The organism is Mycobacterium sp. SMC-11, from assembly GCF_046250095.1.
Taxonomy (GTDB): Bacteria; Actinomycetota; Actinomycetes; order Mycobacteriales; family Mycobacteriaceae; genus Mycobacterium; species Mycobacterium heraklionense_A.
The window spans coordinates 577444-594544 of the sequence record NZ_CP176430.1; the positions used below are offsets into that span (position 1 = coordinate 577444).

Genomic DNA, 17101 nt, shown 5'->3' on the forward strand with positions numbered 1-17101 from the left:
GGAAGTTTCCTCGGAATGCGGGAATCCGTCGCAGATTCCTCCGTATTTATGGAATGTCATGTACCTCGGCGGGTTTATCGGGCGGGCGGACGCACCAGAAAGCCGCTCATGATCAGACTGCGGACCAGCTCAATCTGTTGCGCCACGGACAGTCCGGGCAGTTCGCCGACCCGGAACGGCTCGGTGCGTTCGGACACGAATCGCATCGCGGCCTCGTGGTCCGGGCGGGCGGTGACAATCAGCTGGGCGAACTGCAGGCCGACACCGTCGGCCGTCGTGGTCACCCGCGAATACAGCGGTTGCTGCTTGCGCACCCAGGTCTCGGCGTCGAGCGCGACGGTGTCGGCGACTTGTCCGACGACCGGACAGCGGGCACGCCGCACCAAGAAATCCTGCATGGCGCCAAGACCTTCCGCGAGGGAGTCGGGGGACTCGACCGCGGACAGCCCGGCATGGATCAGTGTGCTCAGGCTTGCCCGTACCTGCGGGTCGTCCAGGTGCTTCGCGGGCAACCGGGTGTGCACGACGTCGTCGCGCAGACTCAACAGGTGCAGGGCGTGGGTCAGCAGCGTGAGCACCGTCGGGACGTGGATGCCGACGGTCAGGTGCACCGACGGTTCGCCTCCCGTCTCGGCGGAATGCACTCGGCCTCGCGGCAGATAAAGGGTGTCCCCAGCTTCCAGGCGCAGGCTCGTCGGGTCGGGAAGACCGGCCGGGTCGACCTCGTACATCTGTTGCATCCGGTGGGGTGGCACCGGATCGTCGCCGTAGAAATACCAGGTCTTGCTGCCCTGGATCTGCAGCACCAGCACGTCGTGGTGGTCGTAGTGCGGCAGAAAGCCGGTGGCGGCCGGCGGGGTGAGGTAGGCGTTGACGTGGGTCGGAAAATTCAGCTCGACCTCCACCCCGTGGGTCAGCGTCGACATGGTGCGCAGGTACTTCTCGATGTTGTTGCAGATGATCGTGTAGCCGCCGTCGGCTGCGGCGCGCACCCGCGCCACATCCAGAGTGCCGTCGGGCAGCGTGTACTGCTCGGGTTCGAGGTGATCGGCGCCGCGCACCAGGCGCACCGCCGACGGCTCGGTGGCCAATGCCGCCAGCAGCTGATCGAGCGCCAACGGGCCGGCCAGCAGGCGCTCGAAGTAGTCGGTGCGGCCCCGGGCGATGTGGTGCGGGGCGGCGCCCCACAGCTCGTCAAGGAAGGTCTGCACCGTCACCGGTGCCAGCAGCCAGGCGAGCGGGGCTTCCGGGAGCTCCGGAACGTCGAAGCCCGACACCGGCCTCAAGCGCGGGTCAGCAACAAGGTGTGCGGCACCCCGGCGCGTCCGAGCAGCTGGCGCCACGGCGCCTTCAGCAGACCCACCGCCTCCTCGGTCGCCACCACCTGTGGGTTCGTGACAGCGAACGTCTTCCCGCCGACCTTGACCCGGCCGCCGTCGGCGGCCTGCAGGTTCTTCACCCAGTCGCGGCCGGTTCCATACGGGAGCAGCACCGCGACGCCGTCGGCGGTGTGGAACATCGAGACCGGGGTGCGGTAGGCCGCGCCGGAGCGCCGGCCGGTGTGCTCGACGATCGACCACATCGGCACCCAGCCGGAAATCGGGCGGAACAGCGGGTTCGTCACGACCCGGTTGAACCGGGCGCGTCGCTCGGAGAACTGCACCGGTCAGCCCTGCCTGGTGAGCAGTACCGCCTGCTCGAACGGCAGCCGAGCGAAGATCCTGCGGGTACGCGGACTCACGTGCTCGGCCGCCTCTGCCTTGCTGACCACTCGTGGTTCGGTGACACCGATGGTCTTGCCGTGCCGGCGCATGGTGCCACCGCCGGCGGCGGTGATGTTCTTCAACCAATCTCGATCCGGGCCGTAGGTGAGAAGAATGGCCACCCCGGTGTCGGTACTGAACACGGTCAGCGGAGTCCGGTACGGCTTGCCGGAGCGCCGCCCGACGTGCTCGAGGATTCCGAACGTCGGTGCCCAGCCTGCCCACATTCGCTGGATCGGGTTGGTCACATGCCGGTTGAACCGGGCCAGCCGCTGCGGTAGTTGCATGACTGCCATCCAACTCCGAGACCTGGGTCACCTCAACCCCCAACAACTACACCCTGTAGTCGCCGGAGCCGCGCGAGCTGGGACACTGGTCGTCGTGGGTAATGCGGATCGGACCACGGCGGTATCGGAGCGGTTGTTCTCCGAGGCCTGCGCGGTGATCCCCGGCGGCGTCAACTCACCGGTCCGGGCTTTCGCGGCGGTGGGGGGTACGCCCCGCTTCATCGCCGAGGCGCAAGGCTGCTGGCTGACCGACGCCGACGGGCACCGCTATGTGGACCTGGTGTGCTCCTGGGGGCCGATGATCCTGGGCCACGCCCACCCCGCGGTGGTCGAAGCGGTCCGCGATGCCGTCGGGACTGGCCTGTCCTTCGGGGCGCCGACCCGCAGCGAGACCGATCTGGTGACCGAGATCATCGCCCGGGTGCCCGCGGTGGCCAAGGTCCGGCTGGTCAACTCCGGCACCGAAGCCACCATGAGCGCGCTGCGGCTGGCCCGCGGCTTCACCGGCCGGGCCAAGGTCGTCAAGTTCTCCGGCTGCTACCACGGCCACGTCGACGCCCTGCTCGCCGACGCCGGCTCCGGGGTGGCCACCCTGGCGCTGCCGTCCTCTCCGGGGGTCACCGGCGCCACCGCCGCCGACACGGTCGTGCTGCCCTACAACGACATCGACGCCGTCCGTAAGGCCTTCGCCGAATTCGGCAACGAGATCGCCGCCGTCATCACCGAGGCCAGCCCCGGAAACATGGGCGTGGTGCCGCCGGCGCCCGGCTTCAACGCCGAACTGAGGACCATCACCGCCGAGTACGGGGCACTGCTGATCATCGACGAGGTGATGACCGGCTTCCGGGTGAGCCGAAGCGGTTGGTGTGGAGAAGGTGGTATCGATCCCATCTCCGCCGACCTGTTCACCTTCGGCAAGGTGATCAGCGGTGGTCTGCCGGCCGCGGCGTTCGGCGGCCGGGCCGAGGTGATGGACCGACTGGCGCCGCTGGGGCCGGTCTACCAAGCTGGCACGCTGTCGGGGAACCCCGTGGCCACCGCCGCCGGCCTGGCCACGCTGCGCGCCGCCGACGACGACGTCTACGCCGCACTGGACAAGAATGCCGACCGGCTGACCGCGATGTTGGCCGAAGCGCTGACCAAGGCCGGTGTGCCGCACCAGATTCCGCGAGCCGGAAACATGTTCAGCGTGTTCTTCGCCGAGCAGCCCGTCACCGACTTCGCCGCCGCCCGCGCGAGCCAGACCTGGCGCTTCCCGGCGTTCTTCCATGCCCTGCTGGAAGCCGGCGTCTACCTGCCCTGCAGTGCCTTCGAAGCCTGGTTCGTCTCGGCGGCCCTGACCGACGAGGCCTTCGACAAGATCGCCGCGGCGCTACCTGCCGCGGCCCATGCCGCCGCCACCACCGGAGAGCCGAAACCCTGATGGCAGAAAAGACCCGCGTCCACCTGATCCGCCACGGCGAGGTCCACAACCCCGACGGCATTCTCTACGGCCGGCTGCCCGGTTTCCGGCTCTCGGACACCGGCCGCGCCCAGGCCGTCGCCGCCGCCGACCTGCTGGCCGACCGCGACATCGTCGCGGTGATCGCCTCGCCGCTGCAGCGCGCCCAGGAGACCGCCGCCCCGATCGCCGCCCGACACGACCTGGCCATCGACACCGACGAGGACCTGATCGAGTCGGCCAACTTCTTTGAGGGCAAGCGGGTTTCACCCGGCGACGGCGCCTGGCGCAACCCACGGTTCTGGTGGCACCTGCGTAACCCGTTCACTCCGTCGTGGGGCGAGCCCTACGACCAGATCGCGGCCCGGATGGCCACCGCGGTAAGCAAGGCCCGCGCTCGCGCCGCTGGGCACGAGGTGGTGTGCGTCAGCCACCAGCTGCCGGTCTGGACCGCGCGCCAGCATCTCACCGGCAACCGGCTCTGGCACGACCCGCGCCGGCGCGAATGCGGCGTGGGTTCGGTGACCACGCTGATCTACGACGGTGATCGTCTCGTCGACGTCGATTACCAGGTTCCGGCCGGCGGCTGACGATGCGGGCAGGGCTGATCGTCGGGGCAGTGCTGGCCGCGCTGATCTCGGGCTGCTCGGTCGGCGACGACGCCGTCACCCACGGCGGCACCTTCGAGTTCGTCTCGCCCGGCGGCAAGACCGACATCTTCTACGACCCGCCGGAGGACCGCGGCCGGCCCGGCCCGATCTCCGGACCCGACCTGATGGACCCGTCGCGCACCATCGGCGTCGACGACTTCGTTGGCAAGGTCGTCGTCGTCAACGTGTGGGGGCAGTGGTGCGGACCCTGCCGTACCGAAATCAGCCAACTGCAAAAGGTTTACGACGACACCCGCGCCCAGGGTGTGGCGTTCCTGGGCATCGACGTCCGCGACCCCGAGCCGCAGGCCTCCCGCGACTTTATCTCCGACCGCCGCATCACCTATCCCTCGATCTACGACCCGGCGATGCGCACCATGATTGCGTTCGGTGGTCGCTATCCCTCGTCGGTGATCCCGGCGACCATGGTGCTCGACCGGCAGCACCGGGTCGCGGCGGTGTTCCTGCGGGAGGTGCTGGCCGAAGACCTGCAGCCCGTCGTGCAGCGGCTGGCCGCCGAAAGCACCGAGGCGGCACCGTGAGCGGCTTCACCGCCACCGCCACCACCGGCCCGTTGCTGTTGGCCGTCGCCGTGTCGGCCTTGGCCGGGCTGGTGTCGTTCGCCTCGCCGTGCGTGGTGCCGTTGGTGCCGGGCTACCTGTCCTACCTGGCGGCCGTGGTGGGTGTCGATGAGACTCCACGGGCCGGTGCACTCGAGCCCCCGCCCGGCGCGAGGTGGCGCGTCGCCGGGTCGGCAGCGCTGTTCGTTGCCGGGTTCACCGCGGTGTTCCTGCTGGGCTCGGTGGCCGTGCTGGGCATGACCACCACGTTGATCACGAACCAGGTGCTGCTGCAACGGGTCGGCGGCGCGGTGACGATTCTGATGGGCTTGGTGTTCATCGGGTTCGTTCCCGCATTGCAGCGCCAGCTGCGTTTCACCCCGCAACAGTTGTCCACCGTGTTCGGGGCACCGCTGCTGGGCGCGGTGTTCGCACTTGGCTGGACACCCTGCCTGGGGCCGACCCTGACCGGGGTGATCGCGGTCGCCTCGACCACCGACGGCGCCGGGGTGGCCCGCGGCGTGGTGCTGGTGATCGCCTACTGCCTGGGCTTGGGCATTCCGTTCGTGGCGCTGGCGTTCGGATCGGCCAGCGCGGTGGCCGGGCTGGGTTGGCTGCGTCGGCACACCCGGGCGATTCAGGTCCTGGGCGGGGTATTGCTGATCGCGGTCGGGCTCGCCCTGGTCACCGGTGTGTGGGACCACTTCGTGGCCGCGGTTCGTGACGGCTTGGTCTCTGATGTCAGGCTGCCGATCTGATGACCACTACCTCTGCACCGCCGACAAACCCAAAACGGCCCCAAAAGGCGCGCTTTGGGGGAACTTTGCGTCTGCTCGCCGGCAAGGCCCGCAACACCTGGCGGGCGCTGACCTCGATGGGCACCGCGCTGGTGCTGCTGGTGCTGCTCGCGCTGGCCGCCATCCCCGGAGCACTGCTGCCGCAGCGCAGTCTCAACGCCGCCAAGGTCGACGAGTACCTGGCGCTGCACCCGACACTGGGGCCCTGGCTGAATCGACTGGAGGCTTTCGACGTCTTCTCCAGCTTCTGGTTCACCGCCATCTATGTGCTGCTGTGTGTGTCGCTGATCGGATGCTTGACCCCGCGGACCTTCGAACATCTGCGGAACCTGCGTGCCACCCCGGTGGCCGCACCACGCAACCTGTCTCGGCTGCCCAAGCACGCCACGACGCAGCTAGTCGGTGACGCCGACGAGCTCGGCGCCCAGATGGCCGCAGAGTTGCGCGGCTGGCGTCGGATCACCCGCTCCTCGGACAGCCGTGGCGATCGCGAGCGCGGCGAAGCCGGGCGCAGCGGGTCGCCACCGGAAGGCCGTGGCGATCGCGAGCGCGGCGAAGCCGGGCGCAGCGGGTCGCCACCGGAAGGCGCAGCCGGTGGCATTGAGATCTCCGCGGAGAAGGGCTATCTGCGCGAATTCGGCAATCTGATTTTCCATTTCGCGCTGCTGGGGCTGCTGGCCGCCGTCGCCCTCGGCCGCATGTTCGGCTACGAGGGCAACGTGATGGTCATCGCCGACGGCGGGCCCGGCTTCTGCTCGGCGTCGCCGGCCGCGTTCGACTCCTTCCGGGCCGGCGCCACCGTCGACGGGACCAAGCTGCACCCGCTGTGCGTGCGGGTCAACGACTTCACCGCCGACTACCTGGTCACCGGTCTGGCGACCGCCTTCACCGCGCATATCGACTACCAGGCCGGCGAGGACCTGCGCACCGACCAGTGGCGGCCCTACCTGCTGGAGGTCAACCATCCGCTGCGGGTCGGCGGCGTGCGGGCATACCTGCAGGGGCACGGCTACGCGCCCACCTTCACCGTGACCTTCCCGGACGGCCAGACCCGCACCCAGACGGTGCAGTTCCGCCCGGACAACCCGCTGACCCTGTTGTCCTCGGGCGCGATCCGCATCGACCCCCCGGCCGGGGTGTACCCCGACGCCAGCGAGCGCCGCAAGCACCAGATCGGCATCCAGGGCCTGTTCGCTCCGACCGAACAGCTCGACAACCGGCTGCTGTCGTCGGCGTTCCCCGCGATGAACGATCCCGCGGTGGCGATCGACGTCTACCGCGGCGACACCGGGCTCGACACCGGCCGGCCGCAGAGCCTGTTCACGCTGGATTCCCGGTTGATCGACCAGGGGCGGCTGACCAAGGTGGCCCGGTCCAACCTGAAGGCCGGCGAACAGCTCCGCCTCGATGACGGCACGAAGGTGCGCTTCGACGGTGCGGTGCCGTTCGTCAACATCCAGGTGTCACACGATCCGGCCGAGCTCTGGGTGCTGGTGTTCGCGATGACGATGATGGCGGGGCTGGTGGTGTCGTTGGTGGTGCGCCGCCGCCGGATCTGGATCCGGATCACGCCAACGGAGCCCAATGGGCAGGCCGGTACGGTGAACGTCGAGCTGGGCGGGCTGGCTCGCACCGACAACTCCGGCTGGGGTGACGAGTTCGAGCGATTGAGCACGAAGCTCTTCGGCAAGGAGACGTAGGTGAATACGAGTCATATCGACATCGGGCTGGCGCGCTACTCCGACTGGGCGTTCACCTCAGCGATGATCGTGCTGGTCATCGCGCTGCTGTTGTTGGCCGTCGAACTGGCCTCCAGCCGCGCCCGTACGCCCGCCGAGAGCGAGCTGGTTTCCGCCGGCGGTGTGGGCTCCGACAGCTCCACGCCGGGGGTGGTGGTGCCCGCGCAGCGACGGCCCCTGGGTGAGCGGGTGGGCCGCGCCGGCCTGGCCCTGGTCTATTTGGGGATCGCTCTCCTGCTGGCCTGCATCGTGTTCCGCGGCGCTGCCACGCTGCGCCCGCCGTGGGGCAACATGTACGAGTTCATCAACCTGACCTGCTTCTCCGGGCTGGTGGCTTCCGCTGTTGCGCTGCGCCGGCCACAACACCGCAGCCTGTGGGTGTTCGTGCTGCTGCCGGTGCTGATCCTGCTGACGGTTTCGGGGCGCTGGCTCTACGCCACCGCCGCGCCGGTCATGCCCGCGCTGCAATCCTACTGGCTGCCGATCCACGTGTCGGTAGTCAGCATCGGCTCCGGGGTCTTCTTGGTGGCCGGGGTGGCCAGCATCCTGTTTCTCATCCGCTCGTCGCGCCTGAGTGACCCCGACGCCCCGGGGGCCCTGGCGCGCCTGGTGCGCCGGCTGCCCGATGCGCAAACCCTGGACCGCATCGCCTACCGGACCACGATCTTCGCTTTCCCGGTGTTCGGCTTCGGTGTGATTTTCGGCGCGATCTGGGCCGAGGGAGCCTGGGGCCGCTACTGGGGCTGGGATCCCAAGGAGACGGTGTCGTTCATCGCCTGGGTCGTCTACGCCGCCTATCTCCACGCCAGGTCGACGGCCGGGTGGCGCGATTACAAGGCGGCGTGGATCAACGTCGTGGGGTTCGCGGCGATGATCTTCAACCTGTTTTTCGTCAACCTGGTGACCGTCGGCCTGCACTCGTATGCCGGAGTCGGCTAATCCAGCTGACAGATTCCTTTATGACAGCTGCGCTACCCTGCGGTTACCGACGTCCATTGACGTCCTAACCAGTGTGACAGGGGAGATACAAGTGTCCGACCATGCACCCGGTGATGTCACTGCGAGCCATGACGTGACGGATCATCCGACCACCCAGTTCCGGCCGCTGCAGCACGTCAGCGAGGCGGCTGAGGGCCCAGCGGACGCTGCGGAGTCCGGGGCCACCGGGACGTTCAACCAGCGGCCCGAAGGCGAGGAGACCCGCTCCTTCGGCGGTTTCCGCACCGAGCGCCGGTTCTCCGAACCGGTCGACCCGTGGCCGCCGGCGGCTGCGGAAGCCCCGTCTGGGCAGCAGTCCTGGAACGCGGGCGCATCGACCACCTGGGTTCCGCAGCCGATGGATAACCCCGCTCCGGTGTATTTCGGCGGCAGCGCCGGCGCTGGTTCCAGTCAGGCGCCGTATCGCGCCTCCGAGCCCATCGCCCCGTTCTCGGATCTGTCCACCACGTCGCTGTTGCGACAGGTCAAGCCGCCGCCAACCTCGGGTTGGCGTCGCCTGCTCTACGTGCTGTCCGGCCAGCTGATCAACGTCGGCGAGAGCCCGCGCACCATCCGCTTCAACGACTTGGTGGTCCAGGTGAACCGGCCACTGCAGGGCTGCCACCGGATCGCGGTGCTGTCGCTGAAGGGCGGGGTCGGCAAGACCACCATCACCGCGACCCTGGGGGCCACCTTCGCCTCCATCCGCGGTGACCGGGTGGTGGCCGTGGACGCCAACCCCGACCGCGGCACGCTGAACCAGAAGGTGCCGATGGAGACCTCGGCGACGGTGCGGCATCTGCTGCGCGACGCTGACGGCATCCAGCGCTACAGCGATGTCCGCAGCTACACCAACCAGGGTCCCAGCCGCCTGGAGGTGCTGGCCTCCGACAGCGACCCGGCGGTCTCGGAGGCGTTCAGCGCCGAGGACTACGCCAGCACGCTGCAGGTCCTGGAGCGGTTCTACAGCCTCGTACTCACCGACTGCGGCACCGGTCTGATGCACTCCGCCATGTCAGCGGTGCTCGCCAAGGCCGACACCATGATCGTGGTCAGTTCCGGTTCGGTCGATGGCGCCCGCAGTGCTTCGGCGACACTGGACTGGCTCGACGCGCACGGTCACGAGGACCTGGTGCGCAACTCGATCGCGGTGATCAATGCGGTGCGGCCACGCTCGGGCAAGGTCGACATGCAGAAGGTGGTCGACCACTTCTCCCGGCGCTGCCGCGCCGTGCGGTTGGTGCCGTTCGACCCGCACCTGGAAGAAGGCGCGGAGATCGACTTGATGCGGCTGAAGCGCGAGACCCGCGAGGCGCTCGTCGAGCTGGCTGCGGTGGTTGCCGAGGCGTTCCCCGGCGACGACCGATTCAACCAGCACTTCGTCTAAATCGGGGCCTGATTCGGAGGTGGCAGCCCTAGGGCTGGTTGTCGCCGTGGCTGATCCGCCACAGGAACTCCGGGTCGTCGTCCGGTCCGATCACACGGGTCTTCGGCCGGGCACGAATGGCGCGCAGGCTGAGGTACAGCAGCGTTCCCAGAGTCAGGACGAGGAGCAGGTAGAGCACTCGCGACACCTCCTGGCGCCGAATATACCGTTAGCGTCGTTCGCGCCGGTCCGGCCCGCCAGTAGGCTTGATGACCGTGGCGACAGGTCGGGCCCCGTTGGGCCGTGCGGTAGTCGATGTGGCGGTGTATACGGCGGCGCGGCTGGCGCTGGTGGTTGTGCTGACGGGGGTGATCTACGGAGTGGGCCGGCTGCTCGGGCTCAGCGATTTTCCGCCGATCATCGCGGCGATGCTGGCGCTGATCGTCGCGCTGCCGTTGGGCATGTGGCTCTTCACGCCGCTGCGCAAACGCGCGACTGAGAGCTTGACCGTGGCGGGCGAACGCCGCCGCCAGGAACGCGAGAAACTGCAGGCCCGGCTGCGCGGGGAGTAACCGCCCGTCGTTGACCCCTTCAGCGTCAACGCCAAGGCCTCGGCCTTGTCAACGTTTGTTGACAGGCGCGATGTGTCAAGTTACCTTGACGTCATGAATGAACTGCCGGACGCCTCCCTGGTTTCCGCTGCGGACGCGGCGACCAGTGCGGACCCGGCCGTCGGCCTGCGTGGCGTGCGTGCTTTGCAGCGGTTGCAGGAGCGGTTGGAGGCCATCCACGTCGCCAATGCTCGCGAGCAGGGCTGGAGTTGGCAGGCAATCGCCGAGGCGCTCGGGGTGAGCCGCCAGGCCGTGCATCAGAAGTACAACCGGAGGAGATGAGCCATGGTCTTTGAACGGTTCAACCGCGATGCCCGGGCCGCGGTCATACAAGCTCAGCGGGATGCGCGGGACTTGGACGCCGGCGGTATCGGGCCACAGCACTTACTTCTCGGAGTGCTCCGGACCGCCGAGGGCGATCTGTCGGCGACGCTGGGGAACTACGGGCTGACCATCGATGGGGTGCGGACACGACTGGCAGAAGGGCGGGAAACCAGCGCGTCGTTCGACGCTGATGCGGACGTGCTGCGGCTCCTTGGGATCGACCTGCGTGCCGTGCGTGATGTCGTGGCGGACAACTTCGGTGCAGAGGCTTTCGACCGTGCGGTACAGAGGACCGGCCGCGGTAGCCGTCGTCGAGGACATCTGCCCTTCACCCGGGCCGCCAAGACGACGCTGAAGCTCGCTTTGCGAGAAGCGGTGGCACGCAAGGGCAAAGACATCTGCTGCGAGCACATCATGTTGGGCATCTTGCGTGATGCCGATCCGGTCGTGATGGACATAGTTACCGAGTCTGCCGATCCGGCAACGCTGACAGCAGCGGTCAGCACGCTGCTGGAACGGGCGGCCTAGCGACTATCGACCTACGGGCCAAGCGTCAACGCCAAGGCCTCGGCGATCGCCCACACCAGCATGGTCAACCCGGTGTCGCGCAGTACCGGAATCAGTGCGGCGCCACCGAGCCCGGAGCGCACCGGGGCCGCGGCCCGCAGCGCCAGCGGCGTGGCGATAAACCCGACCGCGCACCACGGGGTGGCCCGCATCAGGGCCAGGGTCAGTACCCCGGCCAGCCCCACCAGCAGCTGAAACAGTACCCGGGTGCGGGCGTCGCCGAGACGTACCGCCAGGGTGATCTTGCCGGCCGGTTTGTCGGTCGCGATATCGCGCAGATTGTTGGCCACCAGCACCGCCGACGACAGGGCGCCGACCCCTACCGCCAGCGCGCCGCCGACCCAGTCCACTCGCAGGGCCTGGGTGTACTGGGTGCCCAGCACCGCGACCAGCCCGAAGAATACGAACACCGCGATCTCACCGAAGCCGGCGTAGCCGTACGGCCTCGACCCGCCGGTGTACAACCAGGCGCCGGCGATGCAGGCCGCCCCCACCACCAGCAGCCACGGCGCGCTGACCAGGGCCAGAGCCAAACCGGCCAGCGCTCCGACCGACAGCGCGGCGATCGCCGCCGTGAGCACCGCGCGCGGGCTTGCCAGGCGGGCACCCACCAGGCGCACCGGGCCGGTCCGGTCGTCGTCGGTGCCGCGGATGCCGTCGGAGTAGTCGTTGGCGTAATTCACCCCGATGATCAGCGCCACCGCGACGGTCAGCGCCAGTAGCGCCTTCCACCACACCTCGGCGCCCAGCCATGCTGCCGCGCCGGTTCCGGCGATCACCGGAGCGATCGCGTTGGGCAGGGTGCGGGGACGAGCCCCCTCTATCCACTGTGCGAAGCTGGCCACCGCACGATCCTTGCATGCGGGAGGAGCAGAAGTTGCTCGGCGCTGACGATGCAGAGCGAAGCGATGAGGAGGAAGCGGCGCGATATGTTGGGCGTGATCGGCGGTAGCGGTTTCTACTCGTTCTTCGGTGACGATGCACGCCGCGTCAGTTGCGACACTCCCTACGGGACGCCCAGTGCAGAGATCACGGTCGGTTCCGTCGGCGGCCACGAAGTGGCATTTCTGCCGCGGCACGGGGCCGCCCACGAGTATTCGGCCCACACGGTGCCTTATCGGGCCAACATGTGGGCGTTGCGGGCGCTGGGGGTGCGACGGATCCTCGCGCCCTGCGCAGTCGGCAGCCTGACCCCGGAACTGCCCCCCGGCTCGGTGGTGGTGCCCGATCAGCTGGTCGACCGCACCCGGGGCCGCGCCGACACCTACTTCGATGACGGCGGCGTGCACGTCGAGTTCGCCGACCCGTACTGCTCGACGCTGCGCAACGTGGTGACCGCCCTGCCCGACGTGGTCGACGGCGGAACCATGGTGGTGATCCAGGGCCCGCGGTTCTCCACCCGCGCCGAAAGCCAATGGTTCGCCGCGGCGGGATTCCGCCTGATCAACATGACCGGATATCCCGAAGCGGTGCTGGCTCGTGAACTGGAAATGTGTTATGCCGCAGTAGCTCTGGTCACCGACTTGGATGCAGGTGTCGATGTCGGCAGTGGGGTGAAGGCCGTCGATGTGTTCGCGGAGTTCCAGAAGAACATCGAACCGTTCAAGAAGCTGGTGCACGACGCCATCGAGCGGATCGACGAAGAGCGGACCTGCACGCACTGCTTGCCGCACGAGGGCATTCAGTTGCCGTTCGAGCTGCCCTGAATCGACGTAGCGCGCTCAAAGGCGGGCGGCCGCGTACTCGGCGCCCTGCTCGGTCATGCCGTTGACGCCGTACGACGCGTGCGCAAAGGGCGGTCCGCCGGCCGGGGCGCCGTTGCAGATGGTGTCGCCGTCGGCGCACAGTTCCAAGGTCTTGGACGCATACCGCGGACCGATCCGCACCGGCGGCGCACCGTTGGGTGAAAGGAACTCCGCGGAGGGAGTGCCGAACAAGACGACTGCGGCAACGTGGTCGGCCACCGACGACGGCATCGGCTTGGGGATGTAGGCGAGGTAGTCGGCGGGGACTTCCTTGGGGATCTCCGCCGAGGTGGTGTAGCCGGCCAGCGCCGCACCTTGCGAGAAGCCGCCCAGCACGATTCGGGTGTTGGGGCAGTTCGCCGCGGTGTTCTCGATGTGGGTGCCGGCGTCGCGGATACCATCGACGACGGTGCGGGCGAAGTCGACCCCACCGCCGAAATCGTTGCTGGCGGCGTAGTTGACCGGATACACCTCGAAGGAGCGCTCACCCACCTTGGCGTGCAGCGCATCGACAAAGGATTGACCGATGCCGCCGACGCCGGGTGGCTCGCCGGTGCCGCGCGCGAACACCACCTCCACGTCGGGACAGGGCTGCGCTGAAGCGGACGGGACGCCGGGGGACAGCAGTGCGGCGCCCAGCACCATCGCTGTAGCCAGGTATCGGGTGATGCGCCGAGCCGTCGTTGCGGCCAATGCAGTGATGTACATCGTGACCCTCATTCGTATCGTTCACCCGACCCGGGCTCAAGAGCTGAAACGCAGTTTCGGCTACCCGTCGTCGGCTCCCGATAAACGCCTTGGCGCAGCCGTATTTGGGTGTGCCGCAGGGAGGGGCTCAGTTGCCGTTCGAGCTGCCCTGAACGACTTCGCCGTTTCCGGCCGAATCGTCGCTTCCCCGATAGATCTTCGGTCCGCCCGCGGCGGCGACGGCGGGTGAGTCCGCGGACCGGAAGATGCGGGGTGTGCCGGGCTCGCCGGGCTTGGGGCGGTCGTCGGTGGGCACCGTCAAGCGTCCGACGACGATTGCCACCACCAGGCCGCACAGTGCAAGGCCACACAGCAGCACGTCGAACGTGCTGGTGATCTGCTGCGCGAGTCCGTTGCCGTACACCGGGTTCGCCCATGCACTGGCTCGCTGGGCCTCCGCGAGCCGCGGAGCCAGACCGACACCCACCACGACGCGGGCGATCGTGAAACCGAACAGGACGGCGCTCACCGACCAGACGGCCGCCGCAGGCACGGAGTGATTGCCCAGATTGAGCCGCAGCCAGATCGCGATGACCGCGGCCACCACATCGAAGGAGGCCATCGCCGCGCTGTCGTACGGCGAATACGGCAGGTCCAGGCCGACCGCGACGCTGAGATCGACCACGCGCATCAGTGCCGACCCCAGGCTCCAGATCGCGATCAGCAACAACGTGTTCCGGATGGCACCCAGCCACGTCGTCGCCGAAGCGTCGCGCGCTGCCGCCACCGCCAATAGTGCCGCGGCGGCCACCCACACCAGATAGCCCTCGAAGCCGACCCCGGCCGTGGAGGTGTTCTGCGCGATCCCGTGAAAGCCGTCGATGTCGCGGCCCACCGGCAGCACCCACACCAGGATCCCGGCGACTAGAGCGGTCCCGCCGAGCAGGACAACAGCGAGCTGGGACGCTTTGTCGCGCTGCAGAACCCACCTCGAGGCGACAACTACCGTGGCCCACGCCACCGCGCCGTACATCAGCGCGGTCGCAATGATCGCGACTTGCTGGCGACCGAAGCCGGTCGTGGAATCGGCGTCCGGTAGCGCGTAGCGCACCCGCCAATACAAGTTGAACAGCACACTCAACGTGGCACCGACGATCGCTGCGTAGCCGAGCGTCCGGACCGCGCGCCGCCACAGGCGCACCGGCCCGGCGAGCACCGGCTGGGCAGCGAGCAACGCCCCTGCGGCGCCGGCCAACGCGCCCGGCCCGACGCCGCCCGGGGGCCGGGGGCTGCCGCCGTAGCGGACGGTCTGCACCACGTCGGCGGCCACTACACCGAGCAGCAATACCAGATACGGAGCGCAGAGCAACAGCCGCAGCCGTCCCGCGACGGCGGGCTTGTTGGGCACGCGCAAGAGCCCCCAGGGCCCGACGTAGGTCGCGGCGATCGCGGTGAGCGCGAGCACGGTGGCCACAGCCAGGGCGACGAACAGTCCGGGCTTGCCAGTCGGAATGCCGACACCGAAGTACAGGCTCCACGGCAACGCTGGCGCCGCGAGCAGCAGTGCCGCAGCGGTCGCATCGCGGCCGATATTCCAGCTCCTGGTCGACTCGGCGATCACCTGCTCACCCTAACCGCGGGAGAGGCATACGCCATTGAACTGCGCAGATCGGTCCGCTCGATGATCGATCCGCGCGGCTAGAGTGTCCAAGGAGTGGCCGCGGAAGGAGACGCGCAATGGATGTCGCGCTCGGAGTGTCGGTTACCGGCGCGCTCGCCCGCTTGGCGCTCGTCGAATCGGACGCCTACGGCGATGCCGTGCTCGACGAATCCATGCTCGATCTGACGCGCAATCCGGTCGAAACCCTGATCGAGACGGTGACCGGAACCCACCGCATGTTGGCCGACGAGGGCCACCGGCTGGCCGCTACCCGCCTGTGCTGGTCGGACTCGGATTTGCTGGCGGAGGTTCGCCGCGCCCTCGAGGATGCGGGAGTCGAGAACGTTTCCGAGCAGCCCCAGGCGCGTTCGGCAGTGGCGTTGGCGCGCAACGCCTCGGGCGAGGACGGCGAGACGACGTGGCTGCCTACCCCGGCCGGCGACGCGACGATGGCCGCGCCCGCGCTAGCGGACGCCGGCGTCCCGGACGGAACGTCCACGGTGCTGGCCCCGGCGGTTGAGGGCGAGCAGCCAGAACTACAGGAACAGCAGCTCGCGTACTCGATGACTGACGATGACTCCGAACTGCTGCCGGTGGAGTACGCCGACGCCGAGGGCGACTATGAAAGCTACGAGGGCTACGACGACTACGGCTCCGAATACGGGGGAGACGGCGCTGAAGCCGGCGAGCAGCCTGCGCCACCGCCGCCGGTGGGACGGGCACTGCTGGTAGGCAGTTCGGTCGGTGGGATTCTGGTGGCCGGGTGCGCGGCGTTGGCCGTCGCCGTGACGATCGGCATTCGCCCGACGGCCGCGTCCACGCCGTCGCAGCCACCGGTGGTGGCGCAGCCGCCGCAGGCCCAGCCGGTGCCCGGCAACTTCATGCCGGTGCTGCCCGCTCCGAAGCCGGTGCGGCTGCCCGCTGTGCAGGCTCCCGCCCCTAATCCTGTTGTAGCCCCGGCGAATCCGGCCCCGGCCATCGTTGCCCCGGCACCGGTTCTTCCGGCGCCTCCGGCGGCGCCCGCGCCCGCACCGCCAGCGGTGATTCCGTTCCCGATTCCGATCCCGATCATCACCGGACCTGTTGGTGGTGGCGGCGGTTGGCTTCCCGGGTCGGGTGGCAGTGGTAGCGGCGGTGGCGGATCGGGTCGTGATCACGGCGGCGGCAGTCATTCCGGCGGCGATGCCGGTTCGGGTGGCACGGGCACCGGCGGCACTGATACGGGTGGCACAGGCGGCAATGGTTCCGGTGACACGGGTTCGGGCGGTGTGGGTTCCGGCGATAACGGTTCCACCGGTGGCCATTCCGGCGGCAGCGACTCCGGTAGTGGGCATTCGGGCGGCACCGGCGCGGGCGACGGAAGTACTGGTGGCTCCGGCAGTAATCCGGGCGGATCCGGTAGTGGTTCGGGCGATAGCGGCTCGGGCGGTCATTCCGGCGGGTCCGGCGGCACCTCGGGAGGATCCGACGAGAGCGGTTCGGGCGGCACTGGAGCGGGCAGTGACTCGGGCGGGCCCAGTTCAGGTGGATCCGGCAGCGACGCCGGTGGATCTGGCGGTGTCGGCTCAGGCGGTTCGGGGTCGAGCAGCGGTAGTTCGGGCGGATCTGGCAGTGATTCCGGAGGCTCCGGGAGCAGCGGCTCTGGAGGTGCTTCCGCCGGTTCCGGTGGCAGCTCCGGCGGTTCTGCCGGCAGTTCCGGCGGCGGGTCCAGCTCCTCGGGTTCGAGCGGTGACTCCGGGGGCAGTTCCGGCGGTGGGTCGAGCGGAGGCTCAAGCGGCGGGTCGGGCGGAGGGTCCGGTGGCGGTTCGGGCGGTGGGTCCGGTGGTGGATCGGGTGGCGGGTCCGGTGGGTCCGGTGGCGGCTCCGGGGGTGGATCGGGTGGTGGCTCCGGCGGTGGAGGCGACTGAGTCGCGGTTCCCGCATCGA

19 protein-coding genes are annotated in these 17101 nt (G+C 68.8%); 12 read left to right on the forward strand and 7 right to left on the reverse strand.

Annotated elements, in window-relative coordinates; all coding sequences use genetic code 11:
- Positions 1 to 74: 74 nt before the first annotated feature.
- The 3 genes from ACKY0X_RS02675 to ACKY0X_RS02685 are packed head-to-tail and all read right to left on the reverse strand — an operon-like array spanning position 75 to position 2050.
- Entirely contained in the window at positions 75 to 1277 is a 1203-nt protein-coding gene (locus ACKY0X_RS02675; protein WP_409428202.1) for a JmjC domain-containing protein, read from the reverse strand.
- A gap of 5 nt (positions 1278 to 1282) precedes the next feature.
- Positions 1283 to 1663 carry a nitroreductase family deazaflavin-dependent oxidoreductase gene (locus ACKY0X_RS02680; RefSeq protein ID WP_409428203.1) on the reverse strand — a complete coding sequence of 127 codons (381 nt, stop codon included), beginning with the start codon at positions 1661 to 1663 and terminating at the stop codon, positions 1283 to 1285.
- A 3-nt stretch (positions 1664 to 1666) separates the two neighbouring features.
- On the reverse strand, positions 1667 to 2050 hold the full coding sequence (locus ACKY0X_RS02685) for a nitroreductase family deazaflavin-dependent oxidoreductase (protein ID WP_409429479.1): 384 nt from the start codon (positions 2048 to 2050) through the stop codon (positions 1667 to 1669).
- 94 nt (positions 2051 to 2144) lie between these two features.
- Between ACKY0X_RS02685 and hemL the strand changes: the two genes are divergently transcribed.
- The 7 genes from hemL to ACKY0X_RS02720 all read left to right on the forward strand — a co-directional run bounded on the left by hemL (position 2145) and on the right by ACKY0X_RS02720 (position 9602).
- The gene (gene hemL, locus ACKY0X_RS02690) at positions 2145 to 3473 is read left to right on the forward strand and encodes a glutamate-1-semialdehyde 2,1-aminomutase (protein ID WP_409428204.1); all 1329 of its coding nucleotides are present in this window, start codon (positions 2145 to 2147) and stop codon (positions 3471 to 3473) included.
- Positions 3473 to 4081 (forward strand): histidine phosphatase family protein, encoded by a 609-nt coding sequence (locus ACKY0X_RS02695; RefSeq protein WP_409428205.1) that lies wholly within the window; start codon positions 3473 to 3475, stop codon positions 4079 to 4081. Before hemL ends, ACKY0X_RS02695 begins: the two co-directional genes overlap by 1 nt.
- A 2-nt stretch (positions 4082 to 4083) precedes the next feature.
- Complete coding sequence (locus tag ACKY0X_RS02700) at positions 4084 to 4683, forward strand: TlpA disulfide reductase family protein (RefSeq protein ID WP_409428206.1); 600 nt, start codon at positions 4084 to 4086, stop codon at positions 4681 to 4683.
- On the forward strand, positions 4680 to 5459 hold the full coding sequence (locus ACKY0X_RS02705; protein ID WP_409428207.1) for a cytochrome c biogenesis CcdA family protein: 780 nt from the start codon (positions 4680 to 4682) through the stop codon (positions 5457 to 5459). The genes ACKY0X_RS02700 and ACKY0X_RS02705 overlap by 4 nt, the downstream gene beginning before the upstream one ends.
- A gap of 116 nt (positions 5460 to 5575) precedes the next feature.
- Positions 5576 to 7198 (forward strand): cytochrome c biogenesis protein ResB, encoded by a 1623-nt coding sequence (locus tag ACKY0X_RS02710; protein WP_409429480.1) that lies wholly within the window; start codon positions 5576 to 5578, stop codon positions 7196 to 7198.
- Entirely contained in the window at positions 7199 to 8176 is a 978-nt protein-coding gene (gene ccsB, locus ACKY0X_RS02715) for a c-type cytochrome biogenesis protein CcsB (protein ID WP_409428208.1), read from the forward strand.
- A gap of 91 nt (positions 8177 to 8267) precedes the next feature.
- Positions 8268 to 9602: a MinD/ParA family protein gene (locus ACKY0X_RS02720; RefSeq protein WP_409428209.1), complete on the forward strand. Its 1335-nt coding sequence runs from the start codon at positions 8268 to 8270 to the stop codon at positions 9600 to 9602.
- 28 nt (positions 9603 to 9630) lie between these two features.
- Here ACKY0X_RS02720 and ACKY0X_RS02725 read toward each other — a convergent pair whose 3' ends face one another.
- Positions 9631 to 9780, reverse strand: coding sequence for a hypothetical protein (locus tag ACKY0X_RS02725; RefSeq protein ID WP_105294679.1), 150 nt, complete (start codon positions 9778 to 9780; stop codon positions 9631 to 9633).
- A 70-nt stretch (positions 9781 to 9850) separates the two neighbouring features.
- On the opposite strand from ACKY0X_RS02725, the gene ACKY0X_RS02730 reads away from it, so the two are divergent.
- The 3 genes from ACKY0X_RS02730 (at position 9851) to ACKY0X_RS02740 (ending at position 11044) form a co-directional block, all read left to right on the forward strand.
- Positions 9851 to 10153, forward strand: a complete 303-nt coding sequence (locus tag ACKY0X_RS02730) for a DUF4229 domain-containing protein (protein ID WP_409428210.1) — start codon at positions 9851 to 9853, stop codon at positions 10151 to 10153.
- A gap of 93 nt (positions 10154 to 10246) precedes the next feature.
- Positions 10247 to 10474, forward strand: a complete 228-nt coding sequence (locus ACKY0X_RS02735) for a helix-turn-helix domain-containing protein (protein WP_065041621.1) — start codon at positions 10247 to 10249, stop codon at positions 10472 to 10474.
- Positions 10475 to 10477: 3 nt separating this feature from the next.
- Positions 10478 to 11044, forward strand: a complete 567-nt coding sequence (locus ACKY0X_RS02740) for a Clp protease N-terminal domain-containing protein (protein ID WP_409428211.1) — start codon at positions 10478 to 10480, stop codon at positions 11042 to 11044.
- Positions 11045 to 11055: 11 nt separating this feature from the next.
- Here ACKY0X_RS02740 and ACKY0X_RS02745 read toward each other — a convergent pair whose 3' ends face one another.
- Complete coding sequence (locus ACKY0X_RS02745) at positions 11056 to 11928, reverse strand: 1,4-dihydroxy-2-naphthoate polyprenyltransferase (protein ID WP_409428212.1); 873 nt, start codon at positions 11926 to 11928, stop codon at positions 11056 to 11058.
- A gap of 84 nt (positions 11929 to 12012) precedes the next feature.
- Here ACKY0X_RS02745 and ACKY0X_RS02750 point away from each other — a divergent pair, with 84 nt between their 5' ends.
- Positions 12013 to 12789: an S-methyl-5'-thioadenosine phosphorylase gene (locus ACKY0X_RS02750; RefSeq protein WP_409428213.1), complete on the forward strand. Its 777-nt coding sequence runs from the start codon at positions 12013 to 12015 to the stop codon at positions 12787 to 12789.
- Positions 12790 to 12804: 15 nt separating this feature from the next.
- On the opposite strand, the gene ACKY0X_RS02755 is transcribed toward ACKY0X_RS02750, so the two are convergent.
- A complete protein-coding gene (locus ACKY0X_RS02755; RefSeq protein ID WP_409428214.1) occupies positions 12805 to 13536 on the reverse strand; it encodes a cutinase family protein in 732 nt (243 codons plus the stop codon).
- 127 nt (positions 13537 to 13663) lie between these two features.
- Positions 13664 to 15136, reverse strand: a complete 1473-nt coding sequence (locus ACKY0X_RS02760; protein WP_409428215.1) for a hypothetical protein — start codon at positions 15134 to 15136, stop codon at positions 13664 to 13666.
- A 116-nt stretch (positions 15137 to 15252) separates the two neighbouring features.
- On the opposite strand from ACKY0X_RS02760, the gene ACKY0X_RS02765 reads away from it, so the two are divergent.
- The gene (locus ACKY0X_RS02765) at positions 15253 to 17082 is read left to right on the forward strand and encodes a hypothetical protein (RefSeq protein ID WP_409428216.1); all 1830 of its coding nucleotides are present in this window, start codon (positions 15253 to 15255) and stop codon (positions 17080 to 17082) included.
- Positions 17083 to 17101: the final 19 nt, after the last annotated feature.

What these genes read in the sequence shown, in the direction of transcription:
- ACKY0X_RS02685 (WP_409429479.1), bottom strand. Translation starts at nt 2,050, where the DNA reads ATGCAACTACCGCAGCGGCTGGCCCGGTTCAACCGGCATGTGACCAAC.
- ACKY0X_RS02695 (WP_409428205.1), top strand. Translation starts at nt 3,473, where the DNA reads ATGGCAGAAAAGACCCGCGTCCACCTGATCCGCCACGGCGAGGTCCAC.
- ACKY0X_RS02700 (WP_409428206.1), top strand. Translation starts at nt 4,084, where the DNA reads ATGCGGGCAGGGCTGATCGTCGGGGCAGTGCTGGCCGCGCTGATCTCG.
- ACKY0X_RS02710 (WP_409429480.1), top strand. Translation starts at nt 5,576, where the DNA reads ATGGGCACCGCGCTGGTGCTGCTGGTGCTGCTCGCGCTGGCCGCCATC.
- ACKY0X_RS02730 (WP_409428210.1), top strand. Translation starts at nt 9,851, where the DNA reads ATGACCGTGGCGACAGGTCGGGCCCCGTTGGGCCGTGCGGTAGTCGAT.
- ACKY0X_RS02735 (WP_065041621.1), top strand. Translation starts at nt 10,247, where the DNA reads ATGAATGAACTGCCGGACGCCTCCCTGGTTTCCGCTGCGGACGCGGCG.
- ACKY0X_RS02740 (WP_409428211.1), top strand. Translation starts at nt 10,478, where the DNA reads ATGGTCTTTGAACGGTTCAACCGCGATGCCCGGGCCGCGGTCATACAA.
- ACKY0X_RS02750 (WP_409428213.1), top strand. Translation starts at nt 12,013, where the DNA reads ATGTTGGGCGTGATCGGCGGTAGCGGTTTCTACTCGTTCTTCGGTGAC.
- ACKY0X_RS02755 (WP_409428214.1), bottom strand. Translation starts at nt 13,536, where the DNA reads ATGTACATCACTGCATTGGCCGCAACGACGGCTCGGCGCATCACCCGA.
- ACKY0X_RS02765 (WP_409428216.1), top strand. Translation starts at nt 15,253, where the DNA reads ATGGATGTCGCGCTCGGAGTGTCGGTTACCGGCGCGCTCGCCCGCTTG.